The organism is Pseudodesulfovibrio thermohalotolerans (assembly GCF_021353295.2).
GTDB classification, from domain to species: domain Bacteria; phylum Desulfobacterota; class Desulfovibrionia; order Desulfovibrionales; family Desulfovibrionaceae; genus Pseudodesulfovibrio; species Pseudodesulfovibrio thermohalotolerans.
Window position 1 is genome coordinate 3,426,149 of record NZ_CP120635.1, and the last position, 16,160, is coordinate 3,442,308.

Genomic DNA, 16,160 nt, shown 5'->3' on the forward strand with positions numbered 1-16,160 from the left:
AACAAGGAGAAACATCATGAACAGACTGTTTTCACTCATCATTGTTTCGGCCTTGTTCGCCCTGTTGTCCGCCTGCGTCACCACCGGCACCAACATGGCCTCGACCTCGCCGGACCCCGCCTTCACAGCCGAAGACATCGCGAACACCGAGGTCATCGGCTCGCTGAACCTGCCCGGGCACGCCAAGGTCGTGCTTGCCGCCCTGCTGCTGGAAATGCGCGGGGAGTCGACCGCCGGACTGAAATCGGCGGTCAAATTCAGCAAGGACGGCGAACACGACCTGCGCAACTCGTTCACGAACTACAAGGGGTATGACGTCGCGCTCATCGAGATCGACCAGGTCGGTGTCGGGAAGCAGCCGAAAAACGGCCTGAACATGGCCATGGGCGGCGTCTTCACCTTCATGAATGACATCGGCCAGACGTTCTCGGAAAGGTTCTTCGCCGACTACACCATCGCCCGGAACGGAACGATGGTCATTCAAAACAGCGCAGCGACGCCCGAATTCTCGGAATTCCCGTCCGTCACGGGCTTTTTCGTCAAGCATGAAGCCCTTGTGGCGGCCGCGCCCAAGCTGAACTCCTTCCGCGACTTCTTCCTCTTCGCCATGGCCAACAGCATTCCCATGAATGCTACCGAGGAGGAGACCCGAAACCTGGCCCAGTACGATACACTCTCGTTTTTCGACAAGCTGTCCAGGTCCGAGCTGCTGCCGAAGACCATGGAAGGGAACTTCGCCTTCCTCTGCTTTGCCATGGACAGGATGTCGCCCGTGGACTCCTTTATCGTCAAAGTGAGCAAATCCAAACTCCCGAGGGGCGTCCCCTCGGTCGAGCCTCACGATATAGACTTCCCCGACGGCTACCGGATGGCCATCGTCGAGGGTTCGGCCAAGCTGTACGACAAGATGCGCCCCTTCTACATCCACGCGCTGTACAAGAAGGGAGGCGCGGCTTCCGGCACCGAACAACACATCGGCACGTTCTCCAACCAGAAGCTGCCCGCCGATATCCAGCGCCTGTCCGTTCCGCCGGGCGGGGAATGGGTTGCGGAAAAGCTCTCCGCAAAGACGCTGACCGCCCCTCCGCGTTTGCTGAACCCGGCCGACCGTGAAGACGCCAAGCTGATACAGCAGGCCCTGGCCAAACGGGGCTTCTACAAGGGAAAGATTGACGGCCTGTTCGGCAAGGGTTCGCAGGGCGCCCTGCGCGCATTCCGCAAAAACACCATGGGTTCGGACTCCGCGCAATGGGACATGGATGTGCAGAACCGGCTCTTCAACTAGCCACTTCCCCTACGTGAAACCTTGGGCGGCCCACACGGGCCGCCCTTTTTGCTGTCCGCGCCACTCCCTCCCTCGCTCCACGACACCCATCTGAAAACGCAGGCTGGAAAAGGTGATGAGAACCGGGGAACCCGCTCACGCCGATGGTGACAAGCGGCCGGAAACGGCTTAGATTCACAGGTACGGTGAAAACGCCGCGCATAAACAAACTGAACGAGAGCCAATGACCAACAAGACTCTTCCCAAGGGGCTTCCCGGATCCAAACTGCGGGCCGCCCTGGACCCGGCCACGATTCCCTATGAAACCAGCGCCGACGTCCCGGCCCGGAACGTCTATTCCAAGCTTCAGCCCAGAGCGATCCACGCCCTGGCCCTGGCCCTGGAGATCAAGGGAAACGAACATAACCTGTACGTTGCGGGCGAGCCCAACATGGGCCGCACCTACTTCGTGCAATCCTTCCTCAAGCCCGCGGCCGCCAAAGCCGCGCCGCCTGCGGACTGGGTCTACCTCTACAACTTCGAGGACAACGACAAGCCCATCGCGGTGTCTCTGCCCGCCGGACGGGGCCGCAAGTTCAAGCTGGCCCAGAACAAGGCCATCACGCATATCCGCCAGGAGATTCCCGCTCGATTCGAAAAGGACACCTTCCAGAAAAAGCACGAGCGGCTGGTCAAGAAATTCAACACCCGCCGCGAGGAACTGTTCAACCAGATGGACGACACGGCCGAGAAGGAGAATTTCTCCCTGAGCCTGGACGACGAGGGCGTGCTGACCCTGTCGCCCATCGTGGACGGCGAGGTGGTCTCGGACAAGGACTTCGACAAGCTCAAGCCCGCCCAGCGCAAGAAGCTCAAGGCCAAGGGCGAGGAGCTGCTGGCCGGGGTAAGCTCCATCCTGCGCCAGATCAACCAGAACGAGATGGACATGCGGGACTCCGAAAACACCCTGCGCCGCGAGACGGCCAAGGCGGTGATGGAGGACTGCTTCACGCCCGTGGCGGACAAATTCAAGGACATCGAGGGACTGTCCGACTATTTCGAGAACCTGGTGGACGAGGTGGTCGACAACGTGGACCAATTCACGCCGCGCGATACCTCCCTGGCCGGACTGCTGCCCGAGTCCATGCCCACGGGCGAAGATTTCTTCACCCGTTTCGAGGTCAACCTGTTCGTGGACAACGGCAAGACCAAGGGCGCGCCCGTGGTGGTCGAAGATCACCCCACCGCCTTCAACCTGCTCGGCTCCATCGAACGCGAGGCCGAGATGGGCGCGCTGTACACGGACTTCACCCTTATCAAGGCGGGCTCGCTGCACCAGGCCAACGGCGGATTCCTGATCCTGAACGTGGAAGACCTGCTGTCCAACCCTAGCTCGTGGGAAGGACTGTTGCGGGCGCTGCGCTCCGGCCAATCGCGCATCGAGGACCCGGTGGACCCGGAACAGGTCCGCGCCCGGACCATCCAGCCGGAGCCCATCGACCTGGACCTCAAGGTCGTGCTCATCGGCACTGACGAACACTACGAGGTTCTGCTCTACAACGACGACAGGTTCGCCAAGTACTTCAAGCTCAAGGCGCATCTGCAACACGCGGCCATGCGCACCGCGGACAACATCCGCAGCTACATCTCGGTCATCGGCCAGACCGCCCGCGAGGCGGGAGTGCTGCCCCTGACCCGCGAAGCCATGGCCGGGCTCGTGGACTTCGCCTCCCGTCTGGTGGAGGACCAGAAGCGGCTGTCCCTGTTCATCCCGCTCATCCGCGAACGGATGATCGAGGCGTCGGCCCTGGCCCGTATGGCGGGCAAGGAGACCGTTGACCAGGCGGCCATGCGCGAAGCCGTGCGCGCCAAGGACTACCGCGCCAACCTCTATGAAGAGGAATTCATGGCCGACTACGACCGCCAGGTCATCAAGGTGGAAACCGACGGGTTCGGCACCGGGCGGGCGAACGGCCTGTCCGTGACCCTGTTCGGGGACTACGAGTTCGGCCTGCCGCACCAGATTTCCTGCACCGTGGGCGTCGGCCACGGCGGCATCCTCGACCTGGAGCGCGAGGCGCAACTGGGCGGCCCCATCCACACCAAGGGCATGATGATCATCAAGTCCTATCTGGTGCGCCTGTTCGCCCAGGACAAGCCCATCGTGCTCACCGGGTCCCTCTGCTTCGAGCAGTCCTACGCGGGCATCGAAGGCGACTCGGCCTCGGGCGCGGAGCTGGCCTCCCTGCTCTCGGCCCTGTCCGACACGCCCATCAACCTGTCCTACGCCTTCACCGGCGCGGTGTCGCAAAGTGGCGCGGTCATGGCGGTGGGCGGGGTCAACCGCAAGATCGAAGGGTTCTTCGAAGTCTGCCGCCGCCGCAAGCTGACCGGCCGCCAGGGCGTGATCCTGCCTGCGGACAACGTGGTCAACCTGATGCTCAAGGACGAGATCGTCCAGGCCGTGGACGAGGGAAAATTCCACATCTTCCCGGTCAAATCCATCGAGGAGGCCATGTTCATCCTCACCGGCCTGCGCTGCGGCAAGCGCGGCGCCAACGGCCAGTTCCCGCTCGGCACCCTCTACCGCAAGGTGGACCAACGGCTGGGAGAGTTGGCCAAACTCGCCATGGAGACCACCTCCCGCCCGGACGGGAAATAGACTTCCGCAAGGCGGGCGTCCGACAAGGACGCCCGCCTTTTTTTTCGTCTGAACGCCATGCGTTGACGCAACCCCGGCCCGCCGTTAGGGTCGGACAACCCTGCCAAGGAGAGTCAGACATGTACTGGATAGCTTTCGGCGATATACACGAATCAACCGGCCTGCTGGAATCCGTTCCCGGCCTGGCCAAAGCCGACGGAGTAATCGTCTCCGGCGACCTGACCAACCGGGGCGGCCGCGCGGCGGGCGGGCGCGTACTCGACGCCGTGGCCCGGATCAATCCGCGCATCCTGGCCCAACCCGGCAACATGGACACCGACGAAGTGACCGCCTGCATCCGCGAGCGGGACATGGACATCCACCTGCGGGTGCGCGAGCTCGCGCCCGGCCTGGGCCTCATGGGCGTCGGCCTGTCCACCCCCACCCCCTTCGGCACCCCGGGCGAGGTCCCGGAAGCCACCCTGTCCGGCTGGCTCGACGAGACCTATGCCGAAGCGGCCGGTTTCGACCGGCTGGTCTGCGTCATCCATGAACCGCCGCAGGACACCACGGTGGACCGGCTGTCCAACGGCCTCCACGTGGGCAGCCCCGGCGTGCGCGCCTTTCTGGAACGCGTCCAGCCCGACCTGGCCGTCACCGGCCACATCCACGAAGCCTCGGGCACGGACTTCATCGGCGACACCCCGGTCATCAATCCCGGAATGCTCGCTGACGGCGGGTTCGTCCGCATCGACTTCGACGGCGAAAAACTGACCGCACGGCTGGAGCGCATCTAGATGAGCAAAATCGGTTTCATATGGGTAGGCAAGCTCAAGGAAAGCTTTTCGCGGGACGGGTGCGCCCTGTATTGGAAAAAACTCTCGCGTTTCTTCCAGCTTGAGGAATCCGTCATCAAAGACGCGCCCGGCAAACTCCCGCCTACCGAAAAGAACAAGGTCGAAGGCGAACGCATACTGGCCAAGGTCAAGCCCGGCGACGTGCTCATCCTTCTAGACGAATTCGGCGAGCGGCTGACCAGCCGGAGCCTCGCTGCCAAGCTCAAGCAATGGACCGACGCGCCCAACCAGCGCCCCGTCTTCGTCATAGGCGGCCCCTTCGGCCTGTCCGACGAGGTCAAGGCCGCCGCCCGACACTCCATCCGCCTGAGCGACATGACCCTGCCCCACGAACTGGCCCGGCTTCTCCTCCTCGAACAACTCTACCGCGCCGGGACCATCCACAAGAACATGCCCTATCATCACGATTAAGGAGAGACCCCATGCTCGACATCGATTACCTGGAACGCGTGGCCAACTATTTCGATTCCGGCGACTGCAAATTCGAATTCGAGAACGGCGAGGAGGAACGACGCCTGCTCATCCTCGACTTCCTCGAAAGGCTCATGGAACTCGGCGAAAAGGCCGACGAACTCGCCACCAAGCTCATCTTCAAGGATGCCTACGCCACCCTGCTCACCGAAGAAGGCGTCGCCGCGGCCGAGGCTGCGGACGAAGAAGAATAGCCTCCGGCGGCTGGGGAAAGAGGAAGAGGGGCCCCCTTGAAAAGGGAACTACCCCTTAATTCCCTGAAGAGGGAAATCAGACCTTGAAAGCCGCTTCGCGGCAATAGTCAGGTGACTTCGCCTCCGGCGGGCAAGGGCTCGCACCCTTGCATCCCCGGTAAGCGCCTTCGGCGCAGTTTTTTTCGCTCCGCGGCGTTCTTAATAAACATATAGGTCCCTTTGAAAGGAGTTCCTCCTCTTCTCACAAAAATCCCGCCTCCAACTTCCCTCCCTAATTTTGTGGGAGCCTTTGACGGAGTCGTAAAAAGTCCAGTGGCGGGATTTGAAAGACAACACAAAGAAGCCCCTCCGCCCGCAGGGCGGCAATCGGGTTGCAAGGGGGCGTGCCCCTTGCCCGCCGGAGGCGAAGTCACCCGACAATTCCGCCGAAGGCGGCTTCCATACCTGTTTTCCCCACATCACAAGCTCGTCTCACACGAAAAAACGCGCCCCGCATTGAGCGGAGCGCGTTTCATCATTCCTATCGCCCGAAGAATTCGGCGTTAGCCGCCGCACTTGGTGTAGGCGCAGGACTTGCACATGTGGCATCCTTCCTCGAAGACCAGCGGCTCTCCGCACTCGGGGCAGCGCGAGCCGTTGAGGGAGGCCACTTGGCCGTCCACATGATCGCCGCTCAGGTAGCGGGACTCGAACACGTAGGCGATGGCGTCCGGGATGGATTTGACCAGGTGTTTCTTCATGAACTTCGGGTTTTCGCCGCCGATGCCCTTGAGCTGCTGGACGATCTCGCGGACTTCGACGCCGGAGCGCAGGGCCAGGGAGACGAGACGGCCGATGGCCTCGGCCTTGGCGGTGATGGAACCGCCGGACTTGCCGATGGTGGCGAAGACCTCAAAGGGCTTGTTGTTCACCTCGTTCACGGTCAGGAAAAGCATCCCGAGCCCCGTGGGGATTTTCTGGGTGAAGCCGTAGATGACATCCGGGCGATCCTTGACAATGGAGCCTGCCCGAGCGGTCTTGTCCTTTTTCTTGTCGCCGTCGCCGGTGCACAGGACCTGGGAGGTCTTGGAGCCGTCGCGATACACGGTGACGCCCTTGCAGCCGTACTCGTAGGCCTTCCAGTAGATGTCCCAGATATCTTCCTTGGTGGCGGAAGCGGGCAGGTTCACGGTCTTGGAGACCGCGTTGTCCGTGAATTTCTGGAAGGCGGCCTGCATCTTGAGATGCCAGATGGGCTCGATGTCCATGGAGGTGACGAAGACGTGGCGCAGGCCCTCGGGCAGATGGTCCATCTTCGCGATGGAGCCGACCTTGGCGATCTCCTCCATGAGCTTGCCGGAATAGGCGTCGGCATTCTTGAGCGCGGCCTCGAAATAGGGATTGGTCTCCACCAGCTTGTCGTTGTCCATGACGTTACGCACGAAGGACAGGGCGAAGAGCGGCTCCACGCCCGAAGAGCAGCCCGCGAGAATGGACAGGGTCCCGGTGGGAGCGATGGTCGTGGTAGTGGCGTTGCGGTAGGGGCCGAGATTGGCCTTGCCAAAGGTGGAATCGGCGTAGGTCGGGAATGCCCCGCGTTCGGCGGCCAACTGCTTGGACGCGCTGCGCGCCTCGGCCTGGACGAACTTCATGACACGCTCGGCCATGTCCACGGCGGTCTGGGAATTGTACGGAATCTTCAGTTGGTAGAGGAGGTCGGCCCAACCCATGACGCCCAGGCCGATCTTGCGGTTCTTGCCGACCATCTCGGTGATCTGCGGCAGGGGATAGACCGAGGCGTCGATGACGTTGTCCAGGAATCGGACGGCCAGATGGATGATGCGTTTGAGCTCGTCCCAGTCGATTTCGGAATCCTTGCCGTTCTTGCCCTTCGCGAAACACTTGCCCAGGTTGATGGAGCCGAGGTTGCACGCCTCGAAGGGAAGCAGGGGCTGCTCGCCGCACGGGTTGGTGGATTCGATGTCGCCCAGAGCGGGAGTCGGGTTGTCGCGATTGATGCGGTCCAGAAAGACGATGCCGGGATCGCCGGACTCCCATGCCTTCTGAACCAGGATGTTGAAAACCTCGCGGGCGTTGAGGGAACCCACCTTCTCGCCGGAGTTGGGCGCGATCAGGTCATAATCCGCCTTTTCCTGCACGGCCTGCATGAACGCTTCGGTCAACCCCACGGAGAGGTTGAAGTTGTTCAGCTCGCCGTCGCGCTCCTTGGCCTTGATGAAATCCATGATGTCCGGATGGTCGATGCGCAGGATGCCCATGTTGGCCCCGCGCCGGGTGCCGCCCTGCTTGATCTGCTCGGTGGCGCAGTTGAAAATCTTGAGGAAGGAAAGCGGGCCGGAAGCCACGCCGCCGGTGGAGCCGACCACCGAATCCTTGGCCCGAAGGCGGGAGAAGGCGAAGCCGGTGCCGCCGCCGGACTTGTGGATCATGGCGGCGAACTTCACCGCGTCGAAGATGCCCTCGATATCGTCCTCAACGGGCAGGACGAAGCAGGCGGCCAACTGCCCCAGGCCGGTCCCCGCGTTCATCAGGGTCGGCGAGTTGGGCAGGAAGCGGTAGGAGGTCATCAGATCGTAAAAATCCCGGGCCAGCTTGTCGGGCTTGATGGTGGAACCCTCGTACTTGGATTCCTCTCCGGCGATGGCCGAGGCTACACGCCAGAACAATTCCCTGACCGTCTCGTAGACCACTCCGTCCATGTCCTTGCGCTGGTACCTGCGCTGTAAAACTATCTTTGCGTTTTCATTGATGATCGGTTCCGGAAGACGGGCTGGCATTTTGGGTGCGGACATAGAGAGACCTTCGTAACATATTAGAATATTAAAAAATTTTTGAAGTGCCCAGCAACAAAATACGCTGGCGCTAGAGATTTTCTAGACTACAGAAACCGTCTCGAAAACGCTAGCCCAAAATCAATTTTGCGCACAAATTCACCGGAAAGCCGCACAGTCCGGGGCTTCCCGGACGAAGGCCACCTGAGAATCAGTACTATTTCAAAATTGTCGATTTTGCGACGAATCTTTCGTAGTCGAGAGGACGAAACCGGCACAGCTCAGGGAATGCGCAGGTATTGCCTCCACAATCACTGACGGAGTTTCGCCAGAACGTGGAATTCGTAGCCCATGGCCTCGGGGTAGCGACGATACAAATCGATCTCCGTGCGGTTCAGGTCGATGATGGTCCGGCCTTCGGGATCGGTCCCGTAAATCGGCTCGATCTCATCGAGCCGCCGCTCCACGTCGGCGTAAAACGTTTCCCAACAGCTCACGTCGATGGTGAAGTTGCCGATAGGCTCGTAGCCCGCCGCCCTGGCTGCCGCGTTGTTGGCCTCGGCGGTGCGCATGGCCGGGTAGCCCCTGGTCCAGAACTCGCGCAGCTCCACGGGAGCGTCTTGGGGATCGATCAACCAGACAGCGTCGGAAATGCACAGGAAGCCGCCGGGTTTGATGAACCGCTTCCACTGCGCGAACGCCCGGTCCACCCCGAGAATATAGGCCGCGCCCTCGCACCAGACGAGATCGAAGGATTCCGGCTCGGCCTGAATGTCGCCCATGTCCATGATCGCGGCAATGATCCGGTCGGCCGTCCCGGCCTTCTTGGCCCGCTCCACCAGGACGTCGAGGAAGGGCCGGTGCACGTCGGTGGCCGTCACCGTGCCGCCGGAGATTTGCGCCAGGGGGATGGTCGCGCCGCCCGAGCCGCAGCCCAACTCCAGAATTTCGGGCCGATCCGGCAGGCCCGCGCACATGTCGTAGGCCCGTTTGGTCGTCTCGTAGTTGCCGGGGCCTTCACGATCCAGCCCTTCATAAATCTTGAAAAACAGCTCCATGATTCCGTCTGTCCCCCTGATCGATTCGATGATTTGGCCGTGCGCGGCGGGCCGGGACCGCTCTCCATCACGCTCGAATGCGCGGCGGGCCACGGCGTCAATCTATCCGCCCGCGCACCCTCCTGGCAATTTTTTTCCCCGATTGCGGGAAAACCGGATTTACCTTCGATTTCTTTTAGTCTATTTGCAATTCAGCGGTCCCGTACATCAATCGAGAAGAAAGTGAGCTTTTCCATGCGTATTTCCGAACGTCTTGCGAGGATCAAGCCGTCCGCCACCCTGGCGGTGAACACCAAGGCCCAGGAGCTTCAGGCCCAAGGCCGCGAAATCATCAGCCTGGCCGTGGGCCAGCCCGATTTCTCCACACCGCCGAATGTCTGCGAAGCCGCCAAGGCGGCCATTGACGAGGGCTTTACCCGGTACACAGCGGTGCCCGGCATCCCCGAACTGCGCGAGGCCGTGGCCGGATATTACGGCCGGTTCTACGGAGCCAAGGCCGACGCGGCCAACACCATCGTCAGTAACGGCGGCAAGCAGGTCCTTTACAACCTCCTCATGGCCCTGGTGAACCCCGGCGACGAGGTGCTCATTCCCGCCCCTTACTGGGTCAGCTACCCGGCCATGGTCCAACTGGCCGACGGCCGGTCCGTGTTCGTTCCGACCACGGCCGAAGACGGCTACCTGGTCACAGTGGAAGCCCTGGAAGCCGCCTGCACGGACAGGACCACGGTGCTCATCCTCAACTCGCCCTCCAACCCCACGGGCTGTTGCTACACTCAGGCGCAACTGGAAGCCATCGCCGAATGGGCCCGTAAAAACGGTATTTTCATCATCTCGGACGAAGTCTACGACCGGCTGGTCTACGCTCCGTTCGAGTCGGTGTCCCTGGCAAAGACCTGGGAGGCGCACCCCGAGACCATCGCCATCGTGGGCGCGTTGTCCAAATCGTTCTGCATGACCGGCTGGCGCGTGGGTTACGCCCTGGCGCACGAAGACCTCGTCAAGGCCATGACGAAGATTCAGGGCCAGTCCACATCCAACATCAACTCCATCACCCAGCGCGCGGCCGTGGCTGCCCTGACCGGCCCCTGGGAAATCGTGGACGAGATGATGCAGGCCTTTGTCCGGCGGCGCAACTTTGCCTACGAGACCATCACCGGATGGGGCGCACCCTGTCCCAAGCCCGACGGAGCGTTCTATCTCTTCCCGGTGCTGGACAAATTCTACACCGAGGATGCGCCCGACTCGGCGGCCATGTGCACAAAGATTCTCGAAGAGGCCGGAGTGGCCCTCGTACCCGGTTCCGCCTTTGGCGACGACAAGTGCATCCGCTTCTCCTACGCCGTGAACGACGAGGTCCTGAAAACCGCCCTCGACAAGGTCGGATCGGTTCTGCTCGGCAAGTAGCCTCCCGACGCCGGCGAAAACAGGGAGACCTCCCCGGAACGGGCCGTTTCTCCCTCCATTCAAAAGACAAAAGCCCCGAACCATGCAGGTTCGGGGCTTTTTTTGCATGTCGATCCGCTGTTCCGGCCCGTTGCGACCGGCGATCGCGGATCAGAGCACGGCCCGCAAGAGCCAGAGCGTGCCCATCCCGCCGAGGATGGTCACCAGGATATTCCGGGTCTTCCAGGCCACCAGCACGGCCACTGCGGCGGCAAGGGGCCGGGCGAGCGCGGTCGGTCCGGCGTCCGCGCCGTGCAGCAGCACCGCCGGGGCGATGATCGCGGGCAGCACCGAGGCCGGGATAAAGCGGAGCATCCGCACCACCGCCTCGGGGAAGGTCACCCGGTTCACGATGAGGATGAAGGAAAAACGCAGAAGAAAGGTTCCCAGGCCAAGGCAGAGAACCACCGGCCAATAGTCCGCCATATCAACCATGTTGCGCCCTCCTCTCGGCCAGATATCCGGCCAGGATGCCGGTCACGGCCCCGGCCATCAGCCCGAGATTGTACGGTAGCCCGTCCGCCAGACAGGCCACTGTTCCGGCCGTCAGGGCGGCCAACGCCGAAGGGCGGTCCTTGATGGCGGGCACGACCACGGCGATGAAGGTAAGGGGGATGGCGAAGCCCAGATCCCAGGAAGGCGGGATAAACGCGCCCACCGACGCCCCGAGGGCCGCGCCGACCAGATAGCAGAGCCAGACGGTGAAGGCCGCGCCGAAGAAATACATAGGACGGTCGACAGACGCCCCGTCCGCCCGGCCGTAGCGGGCGATGGCCAAGGCGTAGGCCTGGTCCGAGAGCATATAGGCGAGGAGGCTCCGTCGCGCCAGGGGAATTCCCTGAAGATGCCGGGCCAGCGACGCGGAATACATGAGAAAACGGGCGTTGATAACCAGCCCGGTGAGGACGACCACGGCCAGGGAGGCGTGATCGGTCATGAGCTGAACCGCGGCCAACTGGCTCGCCCCGGCGTAGATGATGGTCGAAAAACCCACGGCGGCCCACCCGGGCATCCCCGCGTTGACGCAGACTGCGCCGCAAATGAGCCCGAACGGCGCCATGCCGAACAGGATGGGAATGGAGTCGCGCACGCCGTCGCGGAAAAAAAGCCGTTTCTCGTTCATGCCTGGTTCCGTTTGAACGGGGGTACAGTCCGGCCTGTCCGCCGTCAATGGATTAATTGCCGGGCACCCCCGCCCGGAGGGCTGGACTTTTGCCCTCAAATAACGGGATACTCCGTCTCATGAAAACCAAGGAAACCTATCGTTGCGCCGCCTGCGGCGCGCAATCCCTCCGCTGGCAGGGCCAATGCCCGTCGTGCAAGGAATGGAACACCCTCGAAGCGGTGACCGTATCCCGAAAGACGTCGACGCCGGTGGGCGCGGCCGCATCACAGAATTCACCCCGGCTCCTGGAGGAATTGGAAAGCGAACATCTCGGAGCGAGGCCGACCGGAATGCCCTCCCTGGACGACCTGCTCGGGACGGGCCTGGTGCCGGGCGCGGCCATCCTGCTCGGCGGCGAACCGGGCATCGGCAAATCCACCCTGCTGCTGCAACTGGCGGGAAGCCAGGCGCGTCTGGGCCACACGGCCGTCTACCTGTCGGGCGAGGAATCCCTCCCCCAGCTCAAGTCCAGGGCGTCCCGGCTGGGGCTGCTCGGGCCGGGCCTCATGGCCATGGCCACCAACAAGGTGGAGGACGGCCTGGCCGTGCTGGAAGGGCCGAACCCGCCGGAGCTGCTCATCGTGGACTCGGTGCAGACCCTGGCCTCGCCGCTGGCCGAAGGCATCCCCGGCTCGGTCAGCCAGGTGCGCGCGGTGTCCAGCGAGCTGGTCGAAAAGACCAAAAAGACCGGAACCACCCTCATCCTGGTGGGCCACGTGACCAAGGACGGACAGATCGCCGGTCCGAAGCTCCTTGAGCACATGGTGGACACCGTCCTGTACCTGGAAGGCGACCGCAAGCATTTCTCGCGCATCCTGCGCGTGCTCAAGAACAGGTTCGGCCCCAGCGACGAGCTGGTGGTCTTCACCATGAAAGAGCAGGGCCTGGAAGTGGTGGAGGACCCGTCCACGTTTTTCCTGGGCGCGCGCGATCCGTCCCTTTCCGGCACCGCCATGGCGCTGGCCGTGGACGGACAGCGGCCCTTTGCCGTCGAAGTGCAGGCCCTGGTGTCCAAGTCGTTCCTGTCCATCCCGAGGCGCACGGCCCTCGGCTTCGACACCAACCGGCTGAACCTGCTCCTGGCCGTGCTCGAAAAGCGGCTCAGGCTCAACCTGAGCGGACACGACATCTACGCCAAGATATCCGGCGGGCTCGCTTCCAAGGACCCCGGCCTGGACCTGGCCGTGGTGGCCGCGGTCATGTCGTCCTTCTACGACCAGCCCCTGCCCGAAGCCTCGGTCTTCTGGGGCGAGATCGATCTCAACGGCCAGGTGCGCCCGGTGGCCGCCCACGGCGTCCGCATGAAACAGGCCGGACGGCTGGGCCACGGCCCGATCTGCCATTCCGGAACCGCCCCCACCCTGGCCGACCTGCAACAAAAGCTCTTCGGCAAAAGGTAGCGTGCGACATGACATTTTCATCCAAACGGTGATATCCTCGACCCTGACGCGCATATGACGCACCCGATGAAAAGCCCCGTCCGCGCCCGACGCGCGGCGAACACCGACCCCAACCGGGAGGAAGACATGGCTGACATTCTCGACTGGACCAATGCGGACCTCGACCGGCTGAACACGGCCTGCCACGAGGACAAGGCCGGGGACCTGGCCGCGCGTCTGCGCGCCGAGACCGGAGCGGGCAGACTGCCCTTCCTGACCATGCCCTATGAAGCGAAACTGAAAAAAGAGCTGGCCGCCCTCAAGACGCACCTCGACAGGTTCGACCATATGCTCCTGCTGGGCATAGGCGGCTCGGCCCTGGGCGCGCGGGCCCTGCAAAAGGCTTTCTACCCGCAGCAGGACCGACCGGGCCACGACGGCCCGAGCCTGTGGATCGCGGACAACGTGGACGCCTACACGCTCGACGCCTTCCTGGCCGAACTTCCGGCGGAAAAGACCGTGGTGGTCACGGTGTCAAAATCCGGCGGGACCATCGAGACGGTGGGCCAGTACTTCATCGTCAAGGAATGGATGAAGGAACGGCTCGGCGACGGCTGGACCGAAAACATGCTCCTGGTGACCGACGCCGAAGCGGGATTTTTGCGCGGCGAGGCGGACGCCTACGGCATCAAGGCCCTGCCCGTGCCCGACAACCTCGGCGGACGTTATTCCGTGCTCTCGGCCGTCGGGCTGATTCCGGCCCTGTTCCTCGGCATGGACATCAACTCGCTCATGGCCGGAGCCCGCGAAGTCACGGCCCCCCTGGCCAACCCCGCCCTCACCGGCGACGCGCTGGCCGGGACCCAGGCGTTCCGCCTGGCCGCCTGGGCCGCGGCGCTCATGGACAAGGGCTTTACTGAAATGATCTTTTTCGCCTATATCCCCTTGTGGGCCAGCTTCGGAGACTGGTTCGCCCAGTTGTGGGCCGAATCGCTCGGCAAGGAGGGCAAAGGCAGCCAGCCCGTGCCCGCCGTGGGCGTCACGGACCAGCACTCGGTGAACCAGATGTTCATGGACGGCGTGCGCAACAAGGCGTGCCTCTTCCTGACCTGCCCGAACCTGCCCGCCGGGCCGAAGTTCCCGGCCGATCTGCCCGACCAGTTCGCCTATGTCCGAGGCAAGGACTTCGGCGAGCTGCTCCAGGCGGAAGGACTCGGCACCCGCATGGCCCTGTCGGCGAGCGGCGTGCCCCTTGTGGAAATGCGCCTTGGCGCGGATGGCCCGCGACAGGCGGGCAAGCTCATCGGCCTGCTCGGCGCGGCCACGATCCTGACCGGGTGGCTCATGGGCATCAACCCCCTTGACCAGCCCGCGGTGGAGCTAGGCAAGCGGTTGGCCAAGGCGCGCATGAACGCGGACGGCCTCGAAACGGAAAAGGCGGACCTGAACGCCTTCCTGACCGGGGACAGAGATTTACGGGAGTTCTGATTCATTGCTGAACAATCATGAGGACGGCAGCAGTCCGCTCCAGTTCGTCCGGGTCATCTCATTGACCCTGTTCATAATCATCCTGAGCTTCAGCTTGATGCTGTCTCTCTTCATCTCCAAGTATGCGGAGCAGACCCTGCTCGAAAAGCAGGAGGCCTTCGGCCTGCTCCTGGCCGAGAACGTCAGCCACCAGCTCTTCACCCGCTTCGTCATCCCGACAGTGCTGAAGTTCGGGGCCATCCGGCTGCGCAACGAGGACCAGGCCCTGGCCATGGACCGGGTGGTCCGGTCCACCATCCACAGTTTCCACGTGGCCTCCCTGCGTATCTACGACGCCGAGGGCAATATCACCTACTCGCTGGACAAGGACGAAATCGGCGACGAGGGCAAAGCCGACTACATGGTCACCAAGACATGGGAGACCGAGGACTTCAGCGCCGAAATCCTTTCCAAGGTATCCAAGGCGGCCTCCCTGTTCCGGGTAAGCCTGGAGCCGGACTCCATGGTCCTGCGCGCCTACTACCCCCTGCGGGCCGAGCGCAGCCTGACCGACATGGAAAGCAACCCGATCATGGGCATCCTCGAATTCCAGCAGGACATCACCGCCGATTATCTGGCCATGCTCAACTTCGAGCGGCTGGTCATCGCCTTCTCACTCGTCACCTCCCTGGTCCTCTTCTTCCTGGTCCTGACCGTCCTGCGCCGGGCCGAACGGCTGAGCAACAAGCAGCTTCGCGAAAAGGAGCGGCTCATCTTCGAGCTGCAACAGCAGGAAAAACTGGCTGGCATGGGCCGCATGGTTGCGGGCGTGGCCCACGAAATCCGCAATCCGCTGGGGATCATCTGCTCCAGCTCCGAGCTGGTTCTCAAGAAGGCCCGCAAGGAAAACAGCTCCCACGTGCGCATCCTCGAAGCCCTGCACGAAGAGGCCAAGCGGCTCTCGCGCACGGTCACGGAATTCCTGGATTACGCCCGGCCCAAGAAACCGACCATGCACGACGTGGACATCAAGTCCATCCTCGACCAGGTGACTATTTTCATGGAGCCCGAGTGCGAGAAGCTCGGCGTATCCGTTGACCGCGAATACGACGGCGACACAACCGTCAAGGGAGACAAGGACCTGCTCTACCGCGCCTTCTACAACCTGGTGGCCAACGCCCTCCAGGCCATGAACGGGCCCGGCGAGCTGTCCCTCTGCACGGTGCGGGGCGAGAAGGGGCTGCACGTGACCATCATGGACACCGGGCCGGGATTCGCTGCGGAGCATCTCGACCATGTGCGCGATCCGTTTTTCACCACAAAGGACACCGGGACCGGCCTGGGGCTGGCCCTGGTCTCCACCATCTTCGAAAGCCACGGCGCGGAAATGGCCCTGAGCAACGCCGCCGAGGGCGGGGCGCGGGTGGACGTCATCTTCCCCGCCTGA

General features: G+C 62.8%; 13 protein-coding genes. 9 read left to right on the plus strand and 4 right to left on the minus strand.

Annotation, left to right across the window (positions count from 1 at the left end):
- Positions 1 to 16 precede the first annotated feature (16 nt).
- The 5 genes from LF599_RS16060 (at position 17) to LF599_RS16080 (ending at position 5,427) form a co-directional block, all read left to right on the plus strand.
- The gene (locus LF599_RS16060) at positions 17 to 1,285 is read left to right on the plus strand and encodes a peptidoglycan-binding domain-containing protein (RefSeq protein WP_279521493.1); all 1,269 of its coding nucleotides are present in this window, start codon (positions 17 to 19) and stop codon (positions 1,283 to 1,285) included.
- A 223-nt stretch (positions 1,286 to 1,508) separates the two neighbouring features.
- Complete coding sequence (locus LF599_RS16065; RefSeq protein ID WP_279521494.1) at positions 1,509 to 3,926, plus strand: Lon protease family protein; 2,418 nt, start codon at positions 1,509 to 1,511, stop codon at positions 3,924 to 3,926.
- A gap of 119 nt (positions 3,927 to 4,045) precedes the next feature.
- Positions 4,046 to 4,702 carry a metallophosphoesterase family protein gene (locus LF599_RS16070; RefSeq protein WP_279521495.1) on the plus strand — a complete coding sequence of 219 codons (657 nt, stop codon included), beginning with the start codon at positions 4,046 to 4,048 and terminating at the stop codon, positions 4,700 to 4,702.
- Complete coding sequence (locus tag LF599_RS16075; protein WP_279521496.1) at positions 4,703 to 5,173, plus strand: 23S rRNA (pseudouridine(1915)-N(3))-methyltransferase RlmH; 471 nt, start codon at positions 4,703 to 4,705, stop codon at positions 5,171 to 5,173.
- 11 nt (positions 5,174 to 5,184) lie between these two features.
- Positions 5,185 to 5,427 (plus strand): hypothetical protein, encoded by a 243-nt coding sequence (locus LF599_RS16080; RefSeq protein ID WP_269940209.1) that lies wholly within the window; start codon positions 5,185 to 5,187, stop codon positions 5,425 to 5,427.
- A 542-nt stretch (positions 5,428 to 5,969) separates the two neighbouring features.
- Here LF599_RS16080 and LF599_RS16085 read toward each other — a convergent pair.
- Both LF599_RS16085 and LF599_RS16090 read right to left on the minus strand, forming a co-directional pair.
- Positions 5,970 to 8,219, minus strand: coding sequence for a vitamin B12-dependent ribonucleotide reductase (locus LF599_RS16085; protein WP_269940210.1), 2,250 nt, complete (start codon positions 8,217 to 8,219; stop codon positions 5,970 to 5,972).
- A gap of 290 nt (positions 8,220 to 8,509) precedes the next feature.
- Positions 8,510 to 9,349: a class I SAM-dependent methyltransferase gene (locus tag LF599_RS16090; RefSeq protein ID WP_279521497.1), complete on the minus strand. Its 840-nt coding sequence runs from the start codon at positions 9,347 to 9,349 to the stop codon at positions 8,510 to 8,512.
- A gap of 141 nt (positions 9,350 to 9,490) precedes the next feature.
- On the opposite strand from LF599_RS16090, the gene LF599_RS16095 reads away from it, so the two are divergent.
- Complete coding sequence (locus LF599_RS16095; RefSeq protein ID WP_269941051.1) at positions 9,491 to 10,663, plus strand: pyridoxal phosphate-dependent aminotransferase; 1,173 nt, start codon at positions 9,491 to 9,493, stop codon at positions 10,661 to 10,663.
- A 150-nt stretch (positions 10,664 to 10,813) separates the two neighbouring features.
- Here the strand turns inward: LF599_RS16095 and LF599_RS16100 are convergent, their stop codons facing one another.
- Both LF599_RS16100 and LF599_RS16105 read right to left on the minus strand, forming a co-directional pair.
- The gene (locus LF599_RS16100) at positions 10,814 to 11,137 is read right to left on the minus strand and encodes an AzlD domain-containing protein (protein ID WP_269940213.1); all 324 of its coding nucleotides are present in this window, start codon (positions 11,135 to 11,137) and stop codon (positions 10,814 to 10,816) included.
- Positions 11,130 to 11,825 (minus strand): AzlC family ABC transporter permease, encoded by a 696-nt coding sequence (locus LF599_RS16105; protein ID WP_279521498.1) that lies wholly within the window; start codon positions 11,823 to 11,825, stop codon positions 11,130 to 11,132. The genes LF599_RS16100 and LF599_RS16105 overlap by 8 nt, the downstream gene beginning before the upstream one ends.
- A gap of 119 nt (positions 11,826 to 11,944) precedes the next feature.
- Here LF599_RS16105 and radA point away from each other — a divergent pair, with 119 nt between their 5' ends.
- The 3 genes from radA to LF599_RS16120 all read left to right on the plus strand — a co-directional run bounded on the left by radA (position 11,945) and on the right by LF599_RS16120 (position 16,160).
- Positions 11,945 to 13,267 (plus strand): DNA repair protein RadA, encoded by a 1,323-nt coding sequence (gene radA / locus LF599_RS16110; protein WP_279521499.1) that lies wholly within the window; start codon positions 11,945 to 11,947, stop codon positions 13,265 to 13,267.
- 126 nt (positions 13,268 to 13,393) lie between these two features.
- Entirely contained in the window at positions 13,394 to 14,734 is a 1,341-nt protein-coding gene (locus LF599_RS16115) for a glucose-6-phosphate isomerase (protein WP_279521500.1), read from the plus strand.
- 4 nt (positions 14,735 to 14,738) lie between these two features.
- Positions 14,739 to 16,160, plus strand: coding sequence for a sensor histidine kinase (locus LF599_RS16120; protein ID WP_279521501.1), 1,422 nt, complete (start codon positions 14,739 to 14,741; stop codon positions 16,158 to 16,160).